The sequence below is a fragment of the Lysinibacillus sp. NPDC093688 genome (assembly GCF_050280145.1).
Classification (GTDB): domain Bacteria; phylum Bacillota; class Bacilli; order Bacillales_A; family Planococcaceae; genus Lysinibacillus; species Lysinibacillus xylanilyticus_B.
Window position 1 is genome coordinate 92,167 of record NZ_JBNNUX010000002.1, and the last position, 23,898, is coordinate 116,064.

At 37.1% G+C, this 23,898-nt stretch carries 27 protein-coding genes and 1 other annotated feature; of the genes, 17 read left to right on the plus strand and 10 right to left on the minus strand.

Annotated elements, in window-relative coordinates; genetic code table 11:
* Nucleotide 1: 1 nt before the first annotated feature.
* Nucleotides 2–991, minus strand: coding sequence for a tryptophan--tRNA ligase (gene trpS, locus ACQKN2_RS02675; RefSeq protein WP_427413577.1), 990 nt, complete (start codon nt 989–991; stop codon nt 2–4).
* Nucleotides 992–1,082: 91 nt separating this feature from the next.
* Nucleotides 1,083–1,314 (minus strand) — a binding site (T-box leader).
* Nucleotides 1,315–1,844: 530 nt separating this feature from the next.
* Here trpS and spxA point away from each other — a divergent pair.
* From spxA to pepF, 4 genes are all read left to right on the plus strand, one after another.
* Nucleotides 1,845–2,240 carry a transcriptional regulator SpxA gene (gene spxA / locus ACQKN2_RS02680; protein ID WP_024362527.1) on the plus strand — a complete coding sequence of 132 codons (396 nt, stop codon included), beginning with the start codon at nt 1,845–1,847 and terminating at the stop codon, nt 2,238–2,240.
* Nucleotides 2,241–2,674: 434 nt separating this feature from the next.
* A complete protein-coding gene (gene mecA, locus ACQKN2_RS02685; RefSeq protein WP_427413578.1) occupies nt 2,675–3,343 on the plus strand; it encodes an adaptor protein MecA in 669 nt (222 codons plus the stop codon).
* 229 nt (nt 3,344–3,572) lie between these two features.
* Nucleotides 3,573–4,694, plus strand: a complete 1,122-nt coding sequence (locus tag ACQKN2_RS02690) for a competence protein CoiA (RefSeq protein ID WP_427413579.1) — start codon at nt 3,573–3,575, stop codon at nt 4,692–4,694.
* A gap of 48 nt (nt 4,695–4,742) precedes the next feature.
* Nucleotides 4,743–6,554: an oligoendopeptidase F gene (gene pepF, locus ACQKN2_RS02695; protein ID WP_427413580.1), complete on the plus strand. Its 1,812-nt coding sequence runs from the start codon at nt 4,743–4,745 to the stop codon at nt 6,552–6,554.
* A 507-nt stretch (nt 6,555–7,061) separates the two neighbouring features.
* Here the strand turns inward: pepF and ACQKN2_RS02700 are convergent.
* The 4 genes from ACQKN2_RS02700 to ACQKN2_RS02715 form a co-directional block, all read right to left on the minus strand.
* Nucleotides 7,062–7,871, minus strand: a complete 810-nt coding sequence (locus ACQKN2_RS02700; RefSeq protein WP_427413581.1) for a DsbA family protein — start codon at nt 7,869–7,871, stop codon at nt 7,062–7,064.
* Nucleotides 7,864–8,271, minus strand: coding sequence for a globin (locus ACQKN2_RS02705; RefSeq protein WP_427413582.1), 408 nt, complete (start codon nt 8,269–8,271; stop codon nt 7,864–7,866). Before ACQKN2_RS02705 ends, ACQKN2_RS02700 begins: the two co-directional genes overlap by 8 nt.
* 218 nt (nt 8,272–8,489) lie before the next feature.
* A complete protein-coding gene (locus tag ACQKN2_RS02710; protein WP_427413583.1) occupies nt 8,490–9,287 on the minus strand; it encodes a lytic transglycosylase domain-containing protein in 798 nt (265 codons plus the stop codon).
* Between the two features lie 46 nt (nt 9,288–9,333).
* Nucleotides 9,334–9,924, minus strand: a complete 591-nt coding sequence (locus ACQKN2_RS02715) for a CYTH domain-containing protein (protein ID WP_427413584.1) — start codon at nt 9,922–9,924, stop codon at nt 9,334–9,336.
* Nucleotides 9,925–10,511: 587 nt separating this feature from the next.
* Here ACQKN2_RS02715 and ACQKN2_RS02720 point away from each other — a divergent pair.
* From ACQKN2_RS02720 to ACQKN2_RS02745, 6 genes are all read left to right on the plus strand, one after another.
* The gene (locus ACQKN2_RS02720) at nt 10,512–10,895 is read left to right on the plus strand and encodes a hypothetical protein (protein ID WP_427413585.1); all 384 of its coding nucleotides are present in this window, start codon (nt 10,512–10,514) and stop codon (nt 10,893–10,895) included.
* 62 nt (nt 10,896–10,957) lie between these two features.
* Complete coding sequence (locus ACQKN2_RS02725; protein WP_049668156.1) at nt 10,958–11,629, plus strand: GTP pyrophosphokinase; 672 nt, start codon at nt 10,958–10,960, stop codon at nt 11,627–11,629.
* On the plus strand, nt 11,626–12,420 hold the full coding sequence (locus ACQKN2_RS02730; protein WP_323645473.1) for an NAD kinase: 795 nt from the start codon (nt 11,626–11,628) through the stop codon (nt 12,418–12,420). Before ACQKN2_RS02725 ends, ACQKN2_RS02730 begins: the two co-directional genes overlap by 4 nt.
* A 1-nt stretch (nt 12,421) precedes the next feature.
* Complete coding sequence (locus ACQKN2_RS02735; RefSeq protein ID WP_427413742.1) at nt 12,422–13,330, plus strand: RluA family pseudouridine synthase; 909 nt, start codon at nt 12,422–12,424, stop codon at nt 13,328–13,330.
* Between the two features lie 363 nt (nt 13,331–13,693).
* A complete protein-coding gene (gene mgtE, locus ACQKN2_RS02740; protein WP_427413586.1) occupies nt 13,694–15,070 on the plus strand; it encodes a magnesium transporter in 1,377 nt (458 codons plus the stop codon).
* A gap of 52 nt (nt 15,071–15,122) precedes the next feature.
* Entirely contained in the window at nt 15,123–15,524 is a 402-nt protein-coding gene (locus tag ACQKN2_RS02745; protein WP_427413587.1) for a hypothetical protein, read from the plus strand.
* Nucleotides 15,525–15,589: 65 nt separating this feature from the next.
* On the opposite strand, the gene ACQKN2_RS02750 is transcribed toward ACQKN2_RS02745, so the two are convergent.
* Complete coding sequence (locus tag ACQKN2_RS02750) at nt 15,590–16,114, minus strand: CotY/CotZ family spore coat protein (protein ID WP_079559573.1); 525 nt, start codon at nt 16,112–16,114, stop codon at nt 15,590–15,592.
* A 133-nt stretch (nt 16,115–16,247) separates the two neighbouring features.
* On the opposite strand from ACQKN2_RS02750, the gene ACQKN2_RS02755 reads away from it, so the two are divergent.
* The 6 genes from ACQKN2_RS02755 to ACQKN2_RS02780 all read left to right on the plus strand — a co-directional run bounded on the left by ACQKN2_RS02755 (nt 16,248) and on the right by ACQKN2_RS02780 (nt 19,112).
* Nucleotides 16,248–16,652: a YhcN/YlaJ family sporulation lipoprotein gene (locus tag ACQKN2_RS02755; RefSeq protein WP_427413588.1), complete on the plus strand. Its 405-nt coding sequence runs from the start codon at nt 16,248–16,250 to the stop codon at nt 16,650–16,652.
* Nucleotides 16,652–17,107 carry a stage V sporulation protein AC gene (gene spoVAC, locus ACQKN2_RS02760; RefSeq protein ID WP_427413589.1) on the plus strand — a complete coding sequence of 152 codons (456 nt, stop codon included), beginning with the start codon at nt 16,652–16,654 and terminating at the stop codon, nt 17,105–17,107. Before ACQKN2_RS02755 ends, spoVAC begins: the two co-directional genes overlap by 1 nt.
* Nucleotides 17,101–18,096: a stage V sporulation protein AD gene (locus ACQKN2_RS02765; protein ID WP_427413590.1), complete on the plus strand. Its 996-nt coding sequence runs from the start codon at nt 17,101–17,103 to the stop codon at nt 18,094–18,096. Before spoVAC ends, ACQKN2_RS02765 begins: the two co-directional genes overlap by 7 nt.
* A 16-nt stretch (nt 18,097–18,112) precedes the next feature.
* Complete coding sequence (gene spoVAE / locus ACQKN2_RS02770) at nt 18,113–18,472, plus strand: stage V sporulation protein AE (protein ID WP_427413743.1); 360 nt, start codon at nt 18,113–18,115, stop codon at nt 18,470–18,472.
* A gap of 65 nt (nt 18,473–18,537) precedes the next feature.
* Nucleotides 18,538–18,711, plus strand: coding sequence for a YjcZ family sporulation protein (locus tag ACQKN2_RS02775; protein WP_427413591.1), 174 nt, complete (start codon nt 18,538–18,540; stop codon nt 18,709–18,711).
* Between the two features lie 152 nt (nt 18,712–18,863).
* The gene (locus ACQKN2_RS02780) at nt 18,864–19,112 is read left to right on the plus strand and encodes a stage VI sporulation protein F (RefSeq protein WP_427413592.1); all 249 of its coding nucleotides are present in this window, start codon (nt 18,864–18,866) and stop codon (nt 19,110–19,112) included.
* Nucleotides 19,113–19,232: 120 nt separating this feature from the next.
* Here ACQKN2_RS02780 and ACQKN2_RS02785 read toward each other — a convergent pair whose 3' ends face one another.
* The 3 genes from ACQKN2_RS02785 to ACQKN2_RS02795 all read right to left on the minus strand — a co-directional run bounded on the left by ACQKN2_RS02785 (nt 19,233) and on the right by ACQKN2_RS02795 (nt 20,981).
* Nucleotides 19,233–19,661: a GNAT family N-acetyltransferase gene (locus tag ACQKN2_RS02785; protein ID WP_427413593.1), complete on the minus strand. Its 429-nt coding sequence runs from the start codon at nt 19,659–19,661 to the stop codon at nt 19,233–19,235.
* 3 nt (nt 19,662–19,664) lie between these two features.
* A complete protein-coding gene (locus tag ACQKN2_RS02790; RefSeq protein WP_427413594.1) occupies nt 19,665–20,180 on the minus strand; it encodes a YjcG family protein in 516 nt (171 codons plus the stop codon).
* Nucleotides 20,181–20,261: 81 nt separating this feature from the next.
* Complete coding sequence (locus tag ACQKN2_RS02795) at nt 20,262–20,981, minus strand: alpha/beta hydrolase (RefSeq protein WP_427413595.1); 720 nt, start codon at nt 20,979–20,981, stop codon at nt 20,262–20,264.
* 112 nt (nt 20,982–21,093) lie between these two features.
* Between ACQKN2_RS02795 and ACQKN2_RS02800 the strand changes: the two genes are divergently transcribed.
* Nucleotides 21,094–21,675: a phosphatidylglycerophosphatase A family protein gene (locus ACQKN2_RS02800; RefSeq protein ID WP_427413596.1), complete on the plus strand. Its 582-nt coding sequence runs from the start codon at nt 21,094–21,096 to the stop codon at nt 21,673–21,675.
* A 417-nt stretch (nt 21,676–22,092) separates the two neighbouring features.
* Here ACQKN2_RS02800 and ACQKN2_RS02805 read toward each other — a convergent pair whose 3' ends face one another.
* Nucleotides 22,093–23,886 (minus strand): ABC transporter substrate-binding protein, encoded by a 1,794-nt coding sequence (locus ACQKN2_RS02805; RefSeq protein WP_427413597.1) that lies wholly within the window; start codon nt 23,884–23,886, stop codon nt 22,093–22,095.
* Between the last annotated feature and the right edge of the window lie 12 nt (nt 23,887–23,898).

Here is a 23,898-nt window from a genome sequence, read left to right on the forward strand (position 1 = left end):
CTTAGCGACGTGCACGACCAAGACCCATTGCTTCTTCCATGCGTTTTAATGTAGCGCTAGCAATAGCATTTGCCTTTTCAGCACCTTCATCTAAAATGATGTCTAATTCTGATGATTCAACTAAGTTATAGAATTTCTCTTGAATTGGTGTCAGGTGATCAATAACTGTTGCTGCAACACCTTGTTTGAAACCACCATAGCCAACGCCTTCGTATTTTTTTACAAGATCGTCAATAGATACGCCTGAAATGGCAGATTCGATTGTTAGTAAATTAGAAACACCAGGTTTATTTTCCACATCAAATGCCACAATACCATCAGAGTCAGTAACAGCGGACTTAATTTTTTTCTCAATATCTTTCGCTGAATCTAAAAGCTTGATAGTTGCTTTCGTATTTGGATCAGATTTACTCATTTTCTTTGTAGGCTCTTGTAGTGATTTGATACGAGCTCCTGCTTTAGGTAATTGAATTTCAGGAATTGTTAAAACATCACCATAACGTTTGTTAAAACGTTCTGCTAGATCACGAGTAAGCTCAATGTGCTGCTTCTGATCATCACCGACAGGAACAATGTTTGTGTTATACAAAAGGATATCTGCTGCCATTAATGGTGGATATGTTAAAAGAGCGGCAGATACGCTTTCCTTACCGTGCGATTTATCTTTAAATTGTGTCATACGTTCAAGCTCACCAATCGATGCAACACATTGTAACATCCAGCCTGCCTGAGCATGAGCTGGCACTTCTGATTGAATAAATAATGTAGATTTTTTAGGGTCGATGCCAGTAGCAATATACGTAGCTGCTAGGTTGCGAATATTTTGACGTAATTCTTTTGGATCTTGAGCCACTGTTATTGCATGCTGATCGACGATACAATAAACAGCATCTCCTTCATCTTGTAATGCAGGGAATTGTTTAAATGCACCTAAATAGTTCCCTAAAGTTACAATACCCGTTGGCTGTACGCCTGAAAAAATAGTTGTCATTGTCATTTCCTCCTTGAATTTCGTCCCTTAGACGTCGTTTTTACATAAGTACCAAAATAAAAAACATCATGCGTCCTCATTAGTTTTCTAATGAAGGGACGAATGATGTTTGAATCCGCGGTACCACCCAGCTTGCCTATAACGGCCACTCTTCTTCGTAACGTGAAGGGACGAGCTTTGCTAATAGACTTAAGTAAGAAACTAAGACGTTCACAAAGCTAACTCGGAAGTCCATTCCAAATGCTTACACGATCTGTTTGCAGCAACCACAGACTCTCTAAACGTGTAAAAGCAAATGTACTACTCTTCGTCAGCGTTTTTTAGCTCAATAACTGTCTGCCATCTGTATGGATGACGAGGTGAATCCACCAAAGACATAATTGATTTGTTGCAAAAAATTATATTATAAAGGCTCGGTGAAAAGCAAGTGTGTAAAGTCAGACTTTTGGCGGTGTTCTTTCACCGAAAAAAATTATATGCTACTTTTGCTGCTTTCTATTTGGAAATGCAACCGATATTAGTAAATATACGTCTATATTGTACACACAGAATCAACAATATTCTCGTTTAAAATTTTTAAATGAGAACAAAAACAATCGAACAGTGGATGTTTAAAATGCTCTGCGAATGGGCATATTATTAGTAGTTCATTAGACCATCCCAAGAAGTAAATACTTTGAAGTTTGTGTGAAGAGAAAGAAAATTTCGTGTGAAATGGTCATTCTTTTTTATTGGAACTATATTCAAACATCTCAGAGTGCTGTATAATGGTATGTATATTTACATTACATTAATTCTAATTTAACACACTAGTTTATAGATAATGATTAAAAGGAAAGGATGTGTCAGTATGATAGTAACTTTATTTACATCACCAAGTTGTACGTCTTGCCGAAAAGCTAAAGCATGGTTAGAGGAGCATGAAATCCCATATACAGAACGTAATATATTTTCCGAACCATTAAGTATAAGTGAAATTAAAGAAATTTTACGTATGACAGAAGATGGTACGGATGAAATTATTTCAACTCGATCAAAAATTTTCCAGAAATTAAATGTTGATGTTGAAAGCTTGCCATTGCAACGTTTATACGAATTAATTCAAGAGTATCCAGGTTTATTACGTCGTCCCATTATTTTAGATGAAAAACGTTTACAGGTCGGCTACAACGAAGATGAAATTCGCCGTTTCCTACCTCGGAAGGTTCGTGCTTATCAACTGCAAGAAGCACAGCGTATGGTGAACTAACTTCGCCGTATTCTGCATAGAATAAGTATTAGATGTTACATATGCAACAAGCATATTGTAACATCTATTTTTCGTGTTTTATTTATGCAAAACCTTCTATATAAAGTATAATAAATAATAGGGAAAAGTCATATATATTCGGTAATGTATGTTAAACTTGATTTTAGCTTAATAGTTTACTACAATTTCAATAATTCAAATATCTTCTGTGAAACGGTGTATATCCTTTTCATTTTATGACAGAACAGCATACAATATAATTAGAGACAACTGTGGACATTAATTTTTTGATTTCGGTTGCTCGATGGGTTTACTGTAGTGTGGTCAAAGGTTGAAAAACAAAATGAAGTATGAGGTTAAAAACAATGAATAATAGCATACTAATGAAACAAAACTGTTTTTCGACAAATGACAGTGAAGGGAGATGAGGTCTAGTGGACATCGAACGTGTAAACGAAAATACACTCAAGCTCTTTATTACGTACAATGATATAGAGGATCGCGGCTATAGTCGTGAAGAAATTTGGTACAATCGAGCAAAGGGTGAACAACTTTTTTGGGATATGATTGATGAAGTAAACACGGAGGATTATTTTGATGTAGAAGGTCCAATTTGGATTCATATCAATGCTTCGGAAGTAGGCTTAGAGATCATTGTCACACGTGCACATATTTTAAAAGACGGTGAAACCTTAGATGGTTCTTCGCATTTTGATGAACACAAAGATATGTTTGCTCCATTCGAGGACGTTGGAGAGGATCTTCTTAGTCAACTAACTCAATTTGGTGACATTGATGAGTCAGAATTATTTATGGATACAGACATTTATGTTTATAAATTTAAAGATATTGATGAGTTAATCCCTGTAGCAAAACGCATAACAGATGAATTAGTGGATTCCTCATTATTTAAATATGAAGATTGGTATTACCTAGTAGTTGACTTCGTGAACGCAGATGAAGAACTAAATCATCACGATAGAAATGCGGTTATCAAAGAATTTTTAAGTCCATCGAATTTCACAATCCATCGTTTAGAGGAATATGGCGAAAAAATTATGGAATTTGATTGCTTTGAAACTGTACGAAAATACTTTATTTAAAGTAATGAGTACTTGATTCAGTGGCTTAGACTGTAAACAAACTTGGTGATTATCAAGTTAGTTTACAGTCTTTTTATTTAAATGTATCTATAGATTGGGGAAGTGCCGTTGTGCTTCACTACAACACTGGAAGTAGAAAATAGCAATTTTTAAATTTCAAGAAAAAGCCGCTCTTTATTTGTCGCTATAAAAGGACTCCTTTACAATTAGTTAAAAAGGAGATGATTTTATGCTTATGGCCTATGACGAGCGGCAGCAGATTTTTCTCCCTTACGAATATTCAAGGGAAGCTTTACAACGATATAGGCAGCAGATGAAATTTTATTGTCCCCAATGCCAGCAGCCTGTCCAATTAAAGATAGGTCAATATAATATTCCCCATTTCGCCCATATTGCTACTAATAGCTGTGTACAGTTATTTGCAGAGGGTGAATCAAAACTTCATTTACAAGGTAAAGTCCAATTATTTGAATGGCTAAGAAAACTCGGGCATACAGTGAAGCTGGAGCCTTATTTACGGAAGCTTTCACAGCGACCAGATATGCTTCTGATAAAAGGGCATAAGCAAATTGCCATTGAATTTCAATGTAGTACGATTTCTCATGAAAAGTGGTTATTGCGTACATCTGGATATGAGAAAAATGCTATACAGCCATTGTGGCTTTTTCAAACGCCTCAAAGACAAACTACACAAGGTATACAAAAGATTTCTATTTCTCCAATTATGCAAAAGGTGATAAATGCTACAGCACTAGGTTTGTCTTATTTAGTGACCTATGATGCAAACACATCGAGATTTATTTATTGGACGAATCTTCTTCATGTTCATGGGCATACTTTTATAGGTAAAGTACAAGAATTAACTATTCACAAGCAACATTTTCCTTTTTATGAGCCTAAGACAATTACGAAAGAGGAATTTCATCTTTATTGGCAGCTTTATAAAAAGTATTGTAAGCAATTCGTATATCAACGATTATTCCATAGTAAAAATGGGGTACAAGATTCATTTTTACGAAGTAGTTATGAGTTACGCTTTGCTTTAACGGGGATGCCTGATTATGTAGGTGTTCCGCTAAAAGGTGAAGAGGCGATACCGATGTTTTCTATAGAGTGGCAAACGATTTTACTTCATTTTTGTCGCCGAGTACAATTAGAACCTCATGAACTAGACGAGAGACATATTCGATCGTTTTTAAGCCAACAAAATATAGAGGTTACAACCCAAGCTGTACAAGCTATTAAAAATTACGGAATGGTGCTGGCGAAAAGTTATGAAAAAGATAATGATTTTCCGGATATTTGTGAGCAAGTGTACGCACATTTATTTGCAATTGCCGCAATATACTGAGAAAATATGAGAGTATAGGAAAAACTCACATATAAAGGGGGCTGGCACATGGCTAGTAATCAAGTTTTAATAAGAAATGAAGTTCCAGAAGAGTTAACTTGGCGCTTGGAGGATATATTTGCAACTGATGCCCTATGGGAAGAAGAGTATAAAGAAGTTGCGGAACTTGCAAAAAAGGCGCCTAGCTATGCAGGTACTGTAAAAAATGGAGCAGATGCATTAGTAGCAGTTCTAACTTATCACGATGAAATTTATGAACGTACAATGAAGCTTTACACGTATGCTCATATGCGCAATGACCAAGATACGACAAATAGCTTCTACCAAGATATGAATAGTCGTATTCAAACATTAGCGACTAGTATCTCAGCAGCCCTATCGTTCTTAACACCTGAGATTTTATCATTGAGTGAAGAAACAATAGAACGTTACTTAGCAGAAAACAAAGACTTACAATTGTATAAGCAATCTTTAAAAGAAATTACGATGGCACGTCCGCACGTATTACCAGCAGAGCAGGAAGCATTACTTGCACAAATGTCTGAGGTTACAGGCACGGCTTCAAATACATTTAGTATGTTAAACAACGCTGATATTGTCTTCCCTAAAGTGAAGAATGAAGAAGGGGAAGAAGTACAGCTAACTCACGGTAACTATATTAAGTTTTTAGAAAGTAAAGATCGCACCGTTCGTGAAAATGCTTTTAAAGCAATGTACGAAACTTACGGTAACTTTAAAAATACGTTTTCTGCTACATTAACGGGCAATGTGAAAAAGCATAATGTAAGTGCACGTATTCGCAATTATGATTCTGCACGCCACGCAGCAATGTCTAACAACTTCATTCCAGAAAGTGTTTATGATCAATTAGTAGAAACAATCCATAAACATTTACCAGCTATGCAGCGCTATATTTCATTACGTAAGAAGCTTTTAGGTGTAGACGAACTGCATATGTGGGATTTATTTGCCCCACTCGTTAAGGAAGTCGATATGAAAGTCACTTACGACGAAGCGAAGGATATTTTAGTAAAAGCTTTAGCGCCATTAGGTGAGGAATATCAAGGTATTGTTCAAGGTGGTCTTGATCATCGCTGGGTGGATGTCTTAGAAAACAAAGGGAAACGCAGTGGTGCGTATTCCTCAGGTGCATATGGAACAAATCCATATATTTTAATGAACTGGCAAGACAATGTTAATAATCTGTTTACACTAGCTCATGAATTTGGTCATAGTGTACACAGTTATTATTCACGTAAAAATCAGCCGTTTGTTTATGGCGATTATTCTATTTTTGTTGCTGAAGTAGCTTCAACATGTAATGAAGAGCTGTTAAATGATTATTTACTGAAAACAATTGAAGATCCTCAACAAAAAATTTATTTATTAAATCATTGGCTAGACGGCTTCAGAAGTACTGTTTTCAGACAAACAATGTTTGCTGAATTTGAACACCTAATCCACCAAATGGATAAGAATGGTGAATCTTTAACAGCAGAGCGTCTAACAGAGGTTTATTATAATTTAAATAAACAATACTTCGGCGAGGATATTGTTGTAGATGAGGAAATCGGCTTAGAATGGGCTCGTATTCCACACTTCTACTATAATTACTATGTGTATCAATATGCTACAGGTAAATCAGCTGCAACAGCATTAAGTAAACAGATTTTAGAAGAGGGTACACCAGCTGTAGAACGTTATATTAATAACTTCTTAAAAGCAGGTTGCTCGGATTTCCCAATTGAGGTATTAAAGGCAGCAGGCGTTGATATGAACGTTGCAAAACCAATTGATGATGCATGTAAAGTATTTGAGGAACGTTTAAATGAGTTAGAAAAATTATTGTTGAATAATTAATTTGGAAGGCTGTAGGAATTTCCCTGCAGTCTTTTTTCTATGATTAATTAAATAATAAAAATTTAAAGAATAATGATTTTTTTTGATTTTTAAATGTTTAAAAGTGCGTATCTTGAAAAAATACTGTTTGTAATCGCTTTCTATTTGACAAATTTGTGAATCTATCATCGGACTTGTTGCTATATTTACTATTCCATGATAAATTGATTCATGTGAAATAAATCACAAAAACAAACATACACCCCTTTGTTTGAACGTGAACATTTCTCCCATCCCCTTTGTGAAAAAGAGGCGTCACTCTCTGTCGAGGATAGTGGCGCTTCTTTTATTTTTTGAGAAGTATTCCGATAAATCGCAGAAACGTTCCGATAAAATACTAATATGTTCCGATAAATCACTAGAACATTCCGATAAATAAAGTTGACATAATAATTTTTCAACAACAAGAACAGGGACACAACATTAAATGTGTTGTGTCCCTGTCTTTAGAATAATAGTATAATAGCATTATTTAATACGCCACAATGTAGCGTGATCTGTCTGAATTCGCTCAATCTTTTGCTGTAGCATACGCTTCTTTAATTCACGTTCAGCATTTTGTTCTGTTGATGAGTAGATGAAAGCTACTTCATTTGTTGAAAGGGTATGGAATTTTGCAAATAACTCTTCCATTGTTGGTAATGGTTGTCGCACAAGCTGTTCATCCATCATCTCTTGTAAAATATGTTCATAAACTTCATAGGAATAGCTACCACTAACTTTAAGACCCTCATCTTCAATACATTCATTGAAAAATACAATGCTAGGTACTTCATCAACTTCCATCTCACGTTTAATATATAAATCGCATTGGAAGGCACGCGCTGCTTCCTTTGAACCAAAGTCTGTGGAAAATTCATTCATGTCTAATTGAACATCTTCCGCAATTTTTAACAACGTAGCATGAGAATTGACATCTTGTTGGTTTAGTAATACATATTCTTGTAGTTTCGACAAATAGCGTGCTCCTGCACGTTTGCCCTGTAACTCTGCTGCTTTAATGGCGATCGATGGTAAAACAGGGTGATTAATGTCGAGTTCAATACCTGATACACAACCCTTTACACGCTTACTTAAACAATTCAAAGAGGCAAGCTCTGTGCTTAGTACAAAGCGCCATGTAAAGTAATGATTGTACTCTAGTTGTAACTTACGAAGAACGGCTTGCATATTATAAGCTTCTGGACAAAGTGGATCTACGAAAATATACAATTCAATAGGCTTATTAGCAGTAGAGATCTCAGGAGTTGGCTCTTGTAGCATTTGAATATTATTCACGTAACAATTCCCCCTCATCGTCATTTGGTGTATTAATCATGTGATGAGCTGTTAATACTAAACGTTGATAATAAATTTCACGGAACTTACCTTCCATCCCAACTTCATCCATCGCTTCGGACATACATTCAAGCCAAGCTTGAGCACGATCAGGTGTAATCGGAAAATTCATATGACGTGCACGCATCATTGGATGACCATGCTCCTCAGTAAAAAGATTTGGTCCACCTAAATACTGTGTTTGAAATTGAATTTGCTTGCGGGCTGTCTCTGTTAAATCTTTCGGAAAGATTGGAATAAGATCAGGATGCTGTGCAACTCTTCTATAGAACGCATGGATTAGCTCTGAAAGCTTTTCAGCCCCCAGCTCCTCATAAGGAACAGTGTATTTTCGACTCATAAGTTAAATGCCCCTTTAATTCTTTATATCGTAAAGTATATTTTTATACTTAGTCATTTTTTAAAATGTGAATTTCTTGTGACTACCTTCATTCTATCAACGTCTTTTCGTTAACACAAACAAACCGCTCTTCCGAAATGTTTTTCGCTAAAAAAGCACAAATTTCACCACGCGGGTGAAATTTGCTGAAAAAGACTGTATTAACAATGATTATGCGCTTAAACTGTGTAGTAATTCATCACTTTTTTGACATAATTCTGCGTTTCTTTGAAAGGAGGAACACCACCATACTTTGTAACGCGTGAAGCTCCTGCGTTATAAGCAGCTAATGCTAATGTAGGATCATTATCAAATTTATCTAGCATTTGGCGTAAATATTTGGCTCCTGCCATAATATTTTGCTCTGGATCAAAGGCGTTTGTAACCCCTAAATGTTGCGCTGTTTGCGGCATTAATTGCATTAATCCTTGTGCTCCAGCATGACTAACCACATTTGCATTAAAATTAGACTCTTGCTTAATCACGGCAGCGATAAGTTTCTCAGGTACATTATATGTAGCGGCAGCCTTTTGAATAATCGAAGCGTACTGATTCGCACCTGCTAATGAATTGGCATAGGCAGTTGAACCAATTACGTCATCCGAAACATAGGAGTCTAGTTTTGTACTAGTTGTACTAGATTGTATGTTTGCTAAAGCGGCTTGTACAGATGAAGGGACAAAGACGCTATTAGAACCATTATAAAGTAATGATTGATACGCATTGTTTTGCATGGTTTCAGATAACCCATTTAAACTACTAAACTGATTCATCAATGACGAAGCGCTTGAAACACCTCCGAGCAAACTAGATAATTTTGCATTGTTAGAAGTAGTTGAGTCGCCGAGCATTTCGCTAATCATGTCTGAAAACAGAGAGTTGCTGTCTGTAAGATTGTTTGACGATGAATTTTCTGAAGATCCTAGTGTTTGTAATGCTTGAATGTCAAGTAAAGTTCTGAGTGATTGGATATCCAAGGAGTTGCCACCCTTTCTTGTTATACTAGCTAAGCTATTGTTATTGTTATTGTTTTTTATTCATTTGTAATGCTTTCATAAAACGCGCAATTTTTTTATCTGTGGCCTGTTTTTCAATACCATATTGCTGTAGAAATTCGTCGAAGATTGCATTTCCTTTTATTGCATCTTTTGATTCATATTCTACCTCATAATCATCGCACTGCAAATAGAAAGAATGATCGAATACTAGAAGGCCATCCTTATAAGGAATTTCGACACGATCTGTTGTCAGTGAACCGAATATCTCCAATTCTTCCAAAAGAATGTTAAAGAGAGCTAGTCTTTTTGCTACTTCTTGGGCATAGAAACCTTCACCAGCAAGCATTTTCTTAGCTTGCTCAGCAGTTATTTCGTCAGTCGTCTCTAAATGTGCATGCTCTGCATTTTTTTCTTTTAAAGTACATTCAAAATATTTGTCGATTTGTCTAATACGAAGCCCGCTTTGGAGTTTCCGAATAGCTTGAGAAGGTGTGTCGAAATAATGATTTGTTTGACGATGAATAGCATTTTCGGAAATGTTGAATTCTTGCAATAAATGTTCGTATTGTTGTTTTGTTAAGAGATTTTTAAACTCTATTTCAAGTTGTTGTGCCATTATGCTCACCTTTTTATTTTAATTTTTTTATGTGTGTTGATTAGGGGAAAGATTCATCATTCATCATCATAATGTGAGGTTGATTTCCGTTCCGACTGGGCGCTTTCCTGGGGGCGTCCGATGAGCCGCTTCACTCGCGTTGCTCGCTCCAGGGTCTCGGGCCAACAGGATGTTGGTCACGAAGGCGATATCACAGGATGTGATGCTTTTAGCCTTCGTTCCTCTATCGCTGATCCCTGAGGAGTCGCCCAGTCTCCACTCCAATCAACTAATATGCAGGGCATACGTTTTGACGAAATGTCATCCCTAATTTCCGATGATGAACAAAAATTTAGTATGTCTCATCACTATAGCGTCAGCAACAGCATGATGTTGGTCACGAAGGCGTTATCACAGGATGTGATGGTTTAAGCCTTCGTTCCTCTATTGCTAATCCCCAAGGAGTCGCCCAGTCGGAACGGAAATCAGCTACACGCTATGATAAAATGTTTCGTTCGTTATTTCATTGATTTAGTATTTACACACTGCAACTAATTACCCTCTATGCTAAAATAAGAAGAAGAGTACGACGAAAAGGGGAACCGCGTGTGCGTAAAATTTATACAATAGAAACATTGAATTTTGAAAACGAACAACTTCATTTTAGTTTAAACGACAATGAAGTAAATTTACAGTTAAAACCTGCTGCACAATTAATAGCAGATTCTGATGACTTTGCGTTTATTTATTTACTGGATGCAGGAGAGGATTATCATTACTTGCGTTTTCCGCCAAGTAGTTGGGATCAACTTGTACATATTTTACAAAAAGGGAAAAATCCAAAGCTACAACTAGGTGAAGAAGTTATTGAGCTTACAAATTTTTACGATGAATTGGAAATGCTCGTGTATAATATTGAAGGAAATTACAATTATGGGGCGGAATTTGTCCAAGCGGTGGAACAACACTTCAAGACAATTCTTGCTGAATAAAAAGACAAAACGAACAGACGGTGTTGGTTTTGTTCGATACCGAATGTCGGGAGGTTTTTGTGATGGGACAATGGGAAATATTTTTAAGTCCTTATAAACAAGCAGTAGATGAGTTAAAAGTAAAATTAAAAGGTATGCGTTCGCAGTTTGGTATTGTTAATGCAAATTCACCAATTGAGTTTGTGACAGGACGTGTAAAGCCTTTAGCAAGTATATATGATAAAACATTAGAAAAAGGACTTTCCTTTGAACCTTCTAAACAGCTAGGTGACGAGCTAGGGGATATCGCAGGCTTACGTATTATGTGTCAGTTTGTAGATGATATTTCAACAGTTACGGAGCTTATACGGCAACGTAAAGATATGCGTGTAGTAGAAGAGCGTGACTATATTACACATAATAAGCCAAGTGGCTACCGCTCATATCATATGATTGTGGAGTATCCTGTAGAGACGATACAGGGGAAAAAAGTGGTATTAGCTGAAATTCAAATAAGAACACTAGCCATGAATTTCTGGGCATCTATTGAGCATTCTTTAAATTATAAATATAAAGGCATGTTCCCGGAGGAAATTAAAAATCGCCTTCAAAGTGCAGCAGAGGCCGCTTTCCGATTGGATGAGGAAATGTCGTCCATTCGTAGTGAGATACAAGAAGCGCAGGCCTATTTCAGTGAATATAAAGAAGCATCGAATCCTAATTTACTATCGGAGAAGGAGCGTGACTCAAAATGAAATTTTCCATTCAATCACGTAGAGATGCACAGTCGAACGAATTAATGGAGCTAGCTAGAACGTATTTGCAGGATTTTGGGTTAACTTATGATGAAGAGGCTCCTGAAATCGTAATCTCTATTGGAGGAGATGGCACTTTACTACATGCCTTTCATCGATATGCTCATTTGCTAGATCAAGTTGCCTTCGTAGGTATTCATACGGGACATTTAGGATTTTATGCGGATTGGAAGCCATCTGAATTAGAAAAGCTTGTTTTATCCATTGCCAAAAAGGAATTTAACGTTGTGGAGTATCCACTACTAGAGGTAAAGGTGGAGCACCATAATGCGGAATCCAATACGTATTTAGCGCTAAATGAAGCAACTGTGAAATCACCTGATGTCACACTTGTTATGGATGTGGAGTTAAATGGTAATCAGTTTGAACGTTTCCGTGGAGACGGTCTTTGTGTATCAACGCCTTCTGGTAGTACAGCTTATAATAAAGCACTCGGTGGAGCAATTATTCATCCGACTTTAGCGGCACTCCAAATTACTGAGATAGCATCTATCAATAACCGTGTCTTCCGTACAGTTGGTTCACCACTCATTTTACCAGCACACCATCACTGTGTTTTACGTCCAGTAAATGAACAAAACTTTAATATGACAGTCGATCATTTACAAGTCACGCAAGGTGATGTGAAGTCGATTGCATTTAATGTAGCAAATGAAAGAGTGCGTTTTGCACGTTTCCGTCCATTCCCGTTCTGGGAACGAGTACATGAATCATTCGTTGCCAATGAGTAAAATGGATACAAGGTTTACACTGCATTTTATAGCGGAAAAGGAAGGCCAACTACTCAGGGAAGCCTTAGCTGAATGGCGCATCTCCAAGCGCGCTTTAACGGCTATTAAATTTGATGGAGGCTTTCTGACAGTAAATGATGTTGAACGCAATGTTCGACATCCTCTTCACTTTGGGGATCGAGTTGAAGTTACATTCCCTCCAGAAGAAAAAAGTGAAGGGCTCGCTGTTGAACACGGTGAACTTTCTATTATTTACGAAGATGAAGCAATTTTAGTGCTTAATAAGCCAGCACATCAAAGTACGATTCCCTCGCGTGAGCATCCAACACATAGTGTAGCGAATCTAGTATGTGGTCATTTTCAGCAGCAAGGTCTAGCATCAACGGCTCATATCGTCACGAGACTTGATCGTGATACTTCTGGCTTGCTATGCATTGCCAAACATGCTCATATTCATCATTTAACAGGACTTGCACAGCGCAGCGGAGAGATTTCTCGACAATATGAAGCCATTGTACATGGACATGTGGCACAAGATGTACAATCCATCATAGCTCCTATTGGACGCAAGGAGACGAGTATTATTGAGCGAGAGGTGTGTGAGGACGGTCAATTTGCGCATACAGATGTGACCATTTTAAGGCACTTTTATTTACAGGATGAACCGATGACGCATATACAACTAAAGTTGCACACTGGGCGAACACACCAAATTCGTGTGCATATGGCCTATGTGGGACATCCACTTGTTGGAGATGAGCTTTATGGTGGAAGTCGTGATCATATAAATAGACAAGCCTTACATTGTGTATCCTTAAAGATGCTTCATCCTTTGACAGGTGAGAAGTTACAATTTACAAGTAACGTAAACGAAGATATGCAGTTATTATTGAATGACTCCTTAGTTTGAAGTTTTTTCCTTCAAAATCTATAACGGAAGACTATCTAAACAGTCATTAGTTCACAAAGCGTGAAAACTATTACTGAATCATGTTATATATTTAAGGAGATGTTCGCACAAACGGGCATCTCTTTATCATTTTATATGTGTTCTTAAAAACATGTTAACAGAAATCAACCCTACGTTATGGTGGTAGGTGAAAATGGAAACATTTACCTAAAAATTTATCCAATTAGATTGTGGAGATGTTGTAGGTTGCTATGTAGTAAAAAAAGGGTTTGCAGAAAAGGTACCTTACCCTCTATTATATAAAAGGTAGATTTACGGCATTGCCCGTACCAATGATTTAATGCTCGGAAGGAGGGGACAAGCATGATAGAGGAAAGAAATGAAAAGAATGATGTGCAATTCGACGAGGCGCGTTTGCGAGAAATGCTCGAAGCACATGATATAAACGCATTCCGCGATGAGTTTTTAGAGCTTCATCCATATGATCAGGCAACGTTTTATGAGAAGGTGGAGCCTGATATACGAAAGATCATCTATTCGTTCTTGTCTCCGACGGAAATGGCTGATATTTTTGAGGCAATCGAAATAGATGATGATGAATACACAGCGTATCTAGCTGAGATGGATCAGTCATATGGTGCAGAAATGCTTTCTCATATGTATGCAGATGATGCAGCTGACGTATTAAATGAGTTAGATTACAAACAACGCGAAAGCTATTTAGGCATGATGGATGAGGAAACTGCTGAAGAGATTAATGAGTTATTAAGTTATGACGAAGGTACAGCTGGTTCTATCATGACGACTGAATATGTAGCGATACCAGAAAATTCCACTGTTCGTTCGGCAATGGCGATTTTACGGAAAGAAGCGCCAGATGCCGAAACCATTTATTATATATTTGTCGTGGATGAAGCACATCGATTAACAGGTGTTATTACGCTTCGCGATTTAATTATTGCTGATGAAGATACCCGTATACGTTCGATTATGAATGAACGTGTTGTAATGGTGCACGCAGGGGATGACCAAGAAGAGGTTGCTCAAATTATGAAGGACTATAACTTCTTAGCGACACCAGTTATTGACGATAAGGGTGAATTACTAGGGATTATTACAGTCGACGATATTATCGACGTTATTGATGAGGAAGCCTCGGAGGATTACTCTAAATTAGCGGGTATTTCCGATATGGATAAATTTGATACAACTTCGTTCCAAGCGGCTAAAAAACGTTTACCATGGCTTGTCATATTATTATTTTTAGGGATGTTGACAGCTAATTTGATGGGACAGTTTGAGGCAACGTTAGAACAGGTTGCGTTACTCGCGGTGTTTATCCCTCTTATTTCAGGTACTTCTGGAAATAGTGGAACACAGGCACTAGCGGTAGCTATTCGAGGAATTGCGACAGGAGATGTCGAAGAACATAGTAAGCTAAAATTACTCCTACGTGAAGCAGGCACGGGCTTAATGTCTGGAATTGTTTGTGGACTGATTGTGATCGGCATCGTCTATATTTGGAAACAAGAGCTTATTCTTGGAATGCTGGTAGGAGCGGCGCTTTGTGGTTCAATTTTAGTAGCAACGCTTGCAGGTTCTTTTATTCCACTGCTGATGCATCGCCTGAAAATTGATCCAGCCGTTGCATCAGGACCATTTATTACAACATTAAATGATATTACAAGTATTTTAATTTACTTAGGTTTGGCGACAACATTCATAAGCAAATTAGGCTGAGAACCAATTTTCTTCCTTTCGCATATTGTATGAAAAAAGGGAAGTGAGTAATGTGGATCATAAGCCACGCTTGTTTATAAAGTCACCATCATATTTTTTAAATATTTCTAAGGTGCTACATGAACTTGATTTGGATGAAAGTACGTCAGTGTATAGTAAGGACGGCAATTTCAATGAGCAAATGATTGAAGAAAAAGAAGAAGTGGTTGAAGAAGTACAAATAGATCCGTATTTACTAAAGCAACTTCAATTTTTAGAAAAGCCGTTTCGGCAAAAAGCCTATCAACCATTAGCCATAAGTTTAAAGGATGGTAGAAATTTACGAGGTAGTGCATCGAATGTACAGACGGATTCATTGATGCTTACTTCTTTTGAATTAAAGACACAAGAGATTATCTATTTTGAGGACATAGAACAAGTATTATGGCGGGGTAAACAATTACCTACTTTATGAAAAAAGTGTACAGCAGAGGATGCTGTACACTTTTTTTTATGTGTAGTGTGTCAAAGGAGAAACTATTATTCACAAATCCCTAAGTCAACATCAGCAATACATTGTACAGCGCAGAAGCATGATAAATCTACAGTGATACAGCTCTCAGTTGAATTCCAATCATCTACTTTACATATTTTTTTCATGTTGACACAGCAGCCATCTCGACTTAATAGATCGACTGTACTTTCACTGGAGTCAAATGAACATAAAGGCTCTAAAACACGCAAGGTAGCGCAGCACTCATCAAACATATCTTCTACACGGAAAAATACTGATGTACATATACATGGATCTGCTGTTGGAGAACTGAAAAATGCTTTAAAAGGAGTACCGTCTTTTGTAATTAACATAAATACTCGTGTATCTGCATGAGAGCGTGCTGGACTTACAATGCCTCCTAGTGGTTCTAGGAAACAGTTAGCTGTACATGGTTGACATTCTTCTCTCACCGCTTGATTCTGAATGTCTAAAATAGCGCGTACTACGTCACAAACGCAGCCTGCTGAATGGATTGGTCCAATAGGATTTGTTGGCTTGCCACAACCCATATTGTCACCTCCTTTCCTTGTTACTACTTCTACAATATGTATTTATGAAAAATGGACTCGGGCCTTTGTATATATAGTCAAATGAATAGTTTTTTTATGTATGGAGAAACTTTAAAGAAAAGGAGGGTAAAACTTGAAGCTATTAGGAATGATGTTACCTCTATTAGTCAGTTTATCGCTTTTAAGTGGTTGCGGTGAAAAAGAAAAATTTATTGTCTACGGTTCACCGGAAAATGAAAAAGAAGTTGAAGCCATTTTAAAAGAGCAGAAATATGTAGACAAAACAACGGTTATCCAATACGACAATAGTATGCTTGTAGCAGTTCAAATTAAACCATGGGATAAGTGGAAAAAGGCTAAATTAGAAAAAAAGTTGCAAAAGAAATTTAATGAAAAATATCCAAACAAAGACGTTTTTGTCTCAGCTGATTATAAAATATTTTATGAAGCCAATAAAATAAAAAGGGATCAAGTTGAAGATAATAAATTGAAAGAAAAAATAAATAAATTAAAAAAGCTGGCGAAGGAGGAAACATAGTGGAAAAAGAACAATACCAACAATTAGAACAAAATGTCACGCCGAAACCGCCCTATTTTAAAAATGTTGCAAAGGCATTTTTAGTTGGTGGCCTTATTTGTACAATCGGACAGGCCGTCTCTCTTTTTTATATCATTTTCTTTGATTTTACCGAAGCGACAGCCGGAAATCCAACAGTTTCAACAATGATATTTTTCGCCATGATATTAACGGGCTTTGGCTTATATAAGAAAATTGGTCAATTTGCTGGAGCTGGATCAGCTGTGCCCGTTACAGGGTTTGGTAATGCTGTTATTTCTGCTGCCATTGAGCATAGATCTGAAGGATTAGTACTTGGTGTTGGTGGGAATTTATTCAAACTAGCTGGGTCAGTTGTATTATTTGGTGTTGTCTCCGCCTTTTTTGTTGCACTTATTAAATACATTCTTGTAACGATAGGAGTGGTTTCATGGTAATTGTCTTCCAATCGAAGCCATCCTTACTAGCAGCAGGTGTAGTAGCAGGTCCACTAGAGAAACGCAGTATATTTAGTCAACATTTTGATGCGACTTATGATGATGAACGATGGCAAATGAAAACAAATGAACAAGGTCATCGCAAAATGGTTGAAGAGGCCTGTGAATTTGCGATGAAAAAGGCGGGCGTGAAAAATACGGACATTGATTACTTTATGGGCGGCGATTTAGTGAATCAAATGACACCGACCAATTTTGCGGCCAGAGACTTAGACATTCCTTTTATCGGATTATTCTCGGCATGTGCCACCTCTATATCTTCAGTAATCGTTGCGAGCCTTTTAACCGAAATAGGTGCCGCCAATTTTTCGCTCGCTGGTGCATCTAGTCAACATAATGCGGTTGAGCGACAATTTCGCTATCCAATCAATTATGGCTCGCAAAAGCCCCAAACTGCTCAATGGACTGTAACGGCTGCTGGTTATGCTCTTATTGGTAAGCATCATGAAGAGTATCCTTCTATTGAAGCAGCAACTGTTGGAAAATCAGTTGATTATGGTATGGATGACCCCTTTCACATGGGTGCAGCGATGGCACCAGCCGCTTTTCAGACGATTCAATCACATTTAGAGCAGCGTAATCAAAAAATTTACCACTATGATTTAATTTTAACGGGTGATTTAGGTCAACTTGGCTTAAAACTTTTAAAGGGCATGTTTGTTGAAAGTGGCATAAAGAGTGAGGAGTTAAAACCTTTACGTGATGCAGGTGCCGAGTTTTATGGACAGGATGAGACATTCCAATCCGGTGCAAGTGGTGCAGGTTGTTCAGCAGCTGTTTTTTTTAGTTATGTGATCCAACAGATGCGAGCAGGTACGTATAAACGAGTTCTTCTTGTGGCGACAGGAGCATTACTGTCTCCGCTTACTTTTCAACAGGGCGAGACGATTCCATGTACAGCACATGCGATTGAAATTACAATGAAATGAGGTGAAAGCTATGGTTATGACATTTGTGTTTGCATTTTTTGTAGGAGGCATTATTTGCGCCATAGGTCAATTATTAATGGATTTTGGAAAATTAACACCTGGGCATACATTGAGTACTCTAGTCGTAATTGGTGCAATTCTAGACGGAATGGGCTTGTATGAACCTCTAATTAATTTTGCGGGTGCTGGTGCAACAGTTCCTATTACGTCCTTTGGGAATTCTTTAACGCATGGTGCGCTTGCTGAGGCAGAAAGGCATGGGCTTGTAGGCGTGTTGACTGGAATGTTTGAAGTAACAAGCTCAGGAATCAGTGCTGCCATTATCTTTGCCTTTATCGGAGCATTAATATTTAAACCAAAAGGAAATATTGACTAGACGAATACCCCACCCATTTTTACAACGAAGACATATTATAGGTTGTAGAAGGGAGGGGTATTTTTATGGGATATCAAGGCTGGGGCGCTCATTCGTATGGAGGGCATGCTGACGGTTGTTACGGAGGAGATTACGGCGGATATTATGGCTATGGACATGGTCATGGTCATAGTTCAACTTTTGTTCTAATCGTTGTTCTATTCATTCTTTTAATCATTGTTGGTGCTACGATCATCTAATTTGACTAATGTGACAGTCGATAAGAGGCTTTAGCTTTTCTTCAGAGTGCACCATTATCTGAATAAAGTTTAAAGCCTTCACTAATTTTTAAATGTTTTCATAAATTAATAATGGAAATAAATTTAAATTTTAACTAGATAGGAGGGGGAACATGAATCGCGGGTTTTTTAATTCAATTGAACAAAAAACTGGGGTATCGATGGATGAAATCTTCGCATTAGCAAATGCAATTCAACATGCTGATTTTAAAAATGAAAAACAAGTAAGAAAAATCGTACGACGCGTAAGTAAGGTGTCCAATAGACAAATTACGCAAGAGCTTGAAGATAAGTTAGTCCAATCTATTATCCAAGATGGTGCTTCACTAGATTTAGATAAAATTACTAAAATGATGAAATAACATGATATGTTTAAAAGGTTGGTTAAATGATAAATCAACCTTTAAAGCTTTGTAGAAAAATAAAAAAGGTGTTACGAGATGCCGTAGCATTTTCGTAACACCTTTTTGAGCTGAAAGAAGTTAAATCGTTTTTTCCATAGCACGATGTGGGATACCAGCATCCATAAATTCTGGAGATGTTACCGCATAGCCAAGCTTTTCATAAAAAGGAATAGCATAGCTTTGTGCATTGAGTTTTAGCTTTTTCTTATTCATTGAAATGGCGTACTTTTCCATTTCCTTCATAATTAAAGCACCTAGTTTTTTGCCTCGCTGATCTTGTAAAATACAGACACGTTCAATTTTTGCAGCATCGTCCACGATATTGCGTAAACGTGCAGCACCTACAGGGTCATTGTCTTCGTACATAATAAAATGCGTTGCGGATGCATCCTCAGCATCACATTCTAAATGCAGCGGCACACCTTGCTCTTCAACAAAAACCTGTTTGCGAACTGCAAACGCATCTTCATGCTCTTTTGCTGTTTCCACAATCTTAACGTTGTACAAGGATTACTCATCTCCTGACAATCGGAAGGTTTCATATGTTGTCCACGAGCCATCTTCCAATTGGTATAAAAGATGAATACGATCAATCGTATCTTTTTCATCAACACCAGTCATACGTAATTGCCCAAAGATGTCATCATGCTCAGAGTCTGTCATTTTTTGAGCAATCGTGATATGTGGTACAAATACGTGTTTTGAATCACCAAAAGGTACTTTTTCTTCTAGAGCTTGGTGAAATGCTGTTAATTGTTCAGTTTGTTCAATGCGGAAATAAATCGCATTTGTTATTGGGAAAAATGAACTTATGCGTAATGCATGGATGTTTAAAGGTGCATATTTGGCACCAAGTTCATCTAATTGCTTTATAATAGATTGAATATCCTCTTCCGTCGCATCGAAGCTGTCTTTTAATGTTAGATGCGGAGTAATTTTCGCATAATGAGGATCGTAACGTTTGCGATACGTATTCGCTAAATCTTGCAATTTTTTTGATGGAAATGCCACAATACCGTACTTCATAGGCCATTACCTCCCGAGAGTAAACAATTTTTTATTTAAGTATAACAGAAATTTCCGATTTCGTAATTTGATTCGTCTATATTAATTGAAATTTTCAATTAATGCACGACGTAAATCAGGTTTCCAATATTTCCATGTATGATTGCCATTAAATTCTTCATAGAATATAGAAAATCCTTTGTTTAACATGAGATTATGCAGCTGACGATTTGGTGTTAAAAAATCTTTAATGGATTTATCCATTGTGACAACTTTATTCTCTTCTTTTCCAACAATATGGTAAATGGAGATTGCGCCTGGATCTTTAAAATTTTCTACAGCTTGCAAAACATTTTCATCAACATACGGTGATTGTAAAATTACCTTACCAAAAATACTTGGATATTTTAATGCGGCCATTAAGGAAGCGGTTGCAGCCATCGAGTCACCAATGACCCCACGACTCATTCCCATTTGATAGGTTGCATATTCAGCGTCTAAATAGGGCACAAGCTCATGTGCTAAAAAACGAAGGTATGCTTCATGTTGCTCTCCACTAGGAATATATTTATGACGTCGATCCTTAATGTCCTTATAAGGAACGAATGCAATGATTAAATTTTCGATTTCATAGTCATCGATAAGTTCATCAGCAAGTTTTGTAATTCCTCCAAGCTGGAAATAATCTTTGCCGTCTGATGCAATTAAAATATTATATTTATATAGTGGGGAATAATTTGCAGGAACATAAATATAGAGCAGTAATTCCTCCTGTAATGCTTCACTATAGAACTTTAAATCTTGTACAGTTCCCTTATCCAATGATGACACTCCTTCTCATGTTTGTAACGAAATTGTACCATATAGCTAAAGTAAAGGTATAATAGGTTGGGCTAGCACTATTCTAGCAATCAAATCGAAGTGAGGGATAGTTATGCATGATAAAAGAACTCGCATACACTCTGATGAAGTAGCGAAGGCGGCCCAAGCTGCACTCATTCGTCGTGGTGTATCGCTAGAGGATATTGCTGAAATCGTTTATGAAATGCAAAAATCCTATAATGAAGGTTTAACATTAGACCACTGTGTTCATTCTGTCGAGCGTGTATTACGTAAGCGTGAAGTTCAACATGCTTTATTAGTAGGGATTGAATTAGATGAACTTGCAGAGAAAAAGTTATTATCGGCACCGTTACAGCAAATTATAGAATCCGATGAAGGTTTATTTGGTGTGGATGAAACAATCGCACTTGGATCTGTTTTTACATACGGTAGCATAGCGGTAACAACTTTTGGTCACTTAGATAAGCAAAAAATCGGTATTATTAAGAAGTTAGATACAGAACCAGGACATCATGTAAATACGTTTTTAGATGATTTAGTTGGCAGTATCGCTGCTTCTGCCGCATCACGTATTGCCCATCGTATGCGTGATTTGGAAGAAGAGGGCGAGACATTTGCAGATATTGAGCCCGAAGATCTAGGGCCAAAACCAAAATCACACAATGAGATTTAACAGAGTATAAAATAGATAACAGAGCTTCCTCAATAATATGAGGAGGCTCTGTTTATGTTGTAAATAAAATAGGTCTTTTTGGCAATGCTAGGGGTTGATTTCCGTTCCGGCTGGGCGCTTTCCTGGGGGCGTCCGATGAGCCGCTTCACTCGCGTTCCTCTATTGCTGATCCCCGAGGAGTCGCCCAGCCTCCACTCCAATCAACCACTTCACTCAGCATGCACCTTATGACACATCTCTCAATTTTATAGTGATAAGTGATGGAATGGAACTTCCAACACAACATTCACAAAAATATTCTTGACCATTTTGGTTTTCAACATTATGAGCAAAACCTCCTCAAATAATATGAGGAGGTTCTGCTTTTTAGTATGCTTAGCCGATTGTTTTGTATACTCACACGCTTAATTTAAAAAATTAATCATTATAGGCCTTTAAATATTCTTTTACTTTTTTACTGTCTGCTTCAAGCTTTAACCCTGTATTAATGAGTGGTGAAACAGTGGATACAGAAGGTTTTTTATTGCCTTGATAGTAGCTAATAAATTCATTTTGATTAATAGAGTAAAGAATTGCTTTACGTAGGTCTACTGAATCTGATACAGTGCGACCAGATGTATTCATTTGTAGATATGATACTGCATTACTATCAGCAGTATTTAACGTTAGTTTAGTATCAGATTTTACAATGTCTAGCTTTGTTTCTGGTACTGACTGGAGAACATGAATCTCACCATTACGTAATGCTGATAATGCACTATCGTTATCAGCGATAAAACGAACATTAATTTTTGCGATCTTCGGTTCATATTCACTACCTACACGGTAGGCAGGATTTTTCACAAATTGTGCTTCATAATCATTTTTCTTTATAAGAATGTAAGGGCCACTAGCATAAAGATGGTTGTTGTATGTTGCTGTGCCTTCCGTCACCGTAGCTTGATCACCATAGGCGATATCCTTGTCTGGATTATAGCTTGCTACATCATATGTGTTAATGCTTGTTACTTGCTTTTCAGATACGATACCACCAGATTGGTGTGCTAAATAATTTAACACTTGTGGGAATGGTGTTGGTGTTGTAATTTTAACAACTTGGTATGCTCCCGCTGCGTTATTAACAGTCCCTTTATCTTTTGCTAACTGCGTTACAGAGGCAGGGAGGTTTTGAGATAATGCATCTAAAACAGACTGATCAGAGCCTGCAACTTTTTTCTTTTGTAATTCAGCTAAATCAGAAACGATTTCGACTGTTTCGATATTTTCATGAAGACTATATGTGCGATGGTCTGGAACTGACTTTGGATTTTTTGCACGATTTAATGAGAATACAACGTCTTCTGCTGAAACCAATTCACCTGTATCAACGGCAGCACCATCTTTTACGGCAGCGAAGTTAAGATCATCACGTAAAATGAAATAATACTCTTGGTTACCTTCAGCACTAGCATGATTATAAGATAATGAACCATCAGAAACGACTTCATCTGTATCTGTTAAGTTTACAAGTCGTACATACATATTCGTATTTAATGTATTAATAGAACCGTCATTCCCTTTAATAGGATCAAGAGATGTTAATGAATTTATTGTTTGATGTAAAATCAACGGTTCAGTTGCATTTTTGGATGAATCAATGAATTCAATATTTTCCCATACTTGCGCACGGGATTTTGGTAGATGTACAGTTTTTGGGTTTACTAATTCAGAGTAAATTCCTTGATATTTATTTGAAATATATAACGGCGCAATATAAGCTTGATCGAATACTAGGTGCTGTTCTAATTCTTTATATTTTGCTGTGGCTTCATCACCTGATAAAGTACTTGCTTCTTCGATGAGAGCATCTAATTTTGAATCAGATACAATACTATAGTCACCGCCCGTTTTAAATAAACCACGCACAGCATAATCAGGGTTTCCTGTTACTGTTGTCCAGCTCGAAAGCGCTAAATCATAATTACCAGCATCTTTTTGTGCTGAAAATGAACCATAATCAGGTTGAATATTTAGTTTAACATCAAAGCCATTTTTAACTAGTTGATCTCGAACAATATTCATATCTTCCTCAGAAGCGGCCATTCCTAATACTTCAATTGTTTTTTTACCCTTCTCTTTTGAATCTTTACTACCTTCTACTTCAGTTTTTGTCTGTACACAGCCTGCTAATGCTAATACGGCAATGAATAAGAATACAAGTAATCTTTTCATGTAAGAACCTCC

Coding starts and splice junctions, on each gene's coding strand:
- trpS (WP_427413577.1), bottom strand. CDS start 991: ATGACAACTATTTTTTCAGGCGTACAGCCAACGGGTATTGTAACTTTA.
- ACQKN2_RS02790 (WP_427413594.1), bottom strand. CDS start 20,180: ATGAAGTACGGTATTGTGGCATTTCCATCAAAAAAATTGCAAGATTTA.
- ACQKN2_RS02735 (WP_427413742.1), top strand. CDS start 12,422: ATGGATACAAGGTTTACACTGCATTTTATAGCGGAAAAGGAAGGCCAA.
- ACQKN2_RS02775 (WP_427413591.1), top strand. CDS start 18,538: ATGGGATATCAAGGCTGGGGCGCTCATTCGTATGGAGGGCATGCTGAC.
- ACQKN2_RS02725 (WP_049668156.1), top strand. CDS start 10,958: ATGGGACAATGGGAAATATTTTTAAGTCCTTATAAACAAGCAGTAGAT.
- ACQKN2_RS02690 (WP_427413579.1), top strand. CDS start 3,573: ATGCTTATGGCCTATGACGAGCGGCAGCAGATTTTTCTCCCTTACGAA.
- ACQKN2_RS02730 (WP_323645473.1), top strand. CDS start 11,626: ATGAAATTTTCCATTCAATCACGTAGAGATGCACAGTCGAACGAATTA.
- ACQKN2_RS02705 (WP_427413582.1), bottom strand. CDS start 8,271: ATGAGTCGAAAATACACTGTTCCTTATGAGGAGCTGGGGGCTGAAAAG.
- ACQKN2_RS02765 (WP_427413590.1), top strand. CDS start 17,101: ATGGTAATTGTCTTCCAATCGAAGCCATCCTTACTAGCAGCAGGTGTA.
- mgtE (WP_427413586.1), top strand. CDS start 13,694: ATGATAGAGGAAAGAAATGAAAAGAATGATGTGCAATTCGACGAGGCG.
- ACQKN2_RS02780 (WP_427413592.1), top strand. CDS start 18,864: ATGAATCGCGGGTTTTTTAATTCAATTGAACAAAAAACTGGGGTATCG.
- ACQKN2_RS02805 (WP_427413597.1), bottom strand. CDS start 23,886: ATGAAAAGATTACTTGTATTCTTATTCATTGCCGTATTAGCATTAGCA.
- ACQKN2_RS02750 (WP_079559573.1), bottom strand. CDS start 16,114: ATGGGTTGTGGCAAGCCAACAAATCCTATTGGACCAATCCATTCAGCA.
- spoVAE (WP_427413743.1), top strand. CDS start 18,113: ATGACATTTGTGTTTGCATTTTTTGTAGGAGGCATTATTTGCGCCATA.
- ACQKN2_RS02800 (WP_427413596.1), top strand. CDS start 21,094: ATGCATGATAAAAGAACTCGCATACACTCTGATGAAGTAGCGAAGGCG.
- ACQKN2_RS02715 (WP_427413584.1), bottom strand. CDS start 9,924: ATGGCACAACAACTTGAAATAGAGTTTAAAAATCTCTTAACAAAACAA.
- pepF (WP_427413580.1), top strand. CDS start 4,743: ATGGCTAGTAATCAAGTTTTAATAAGAAATGAAGTTCCAGAAGAGTTA.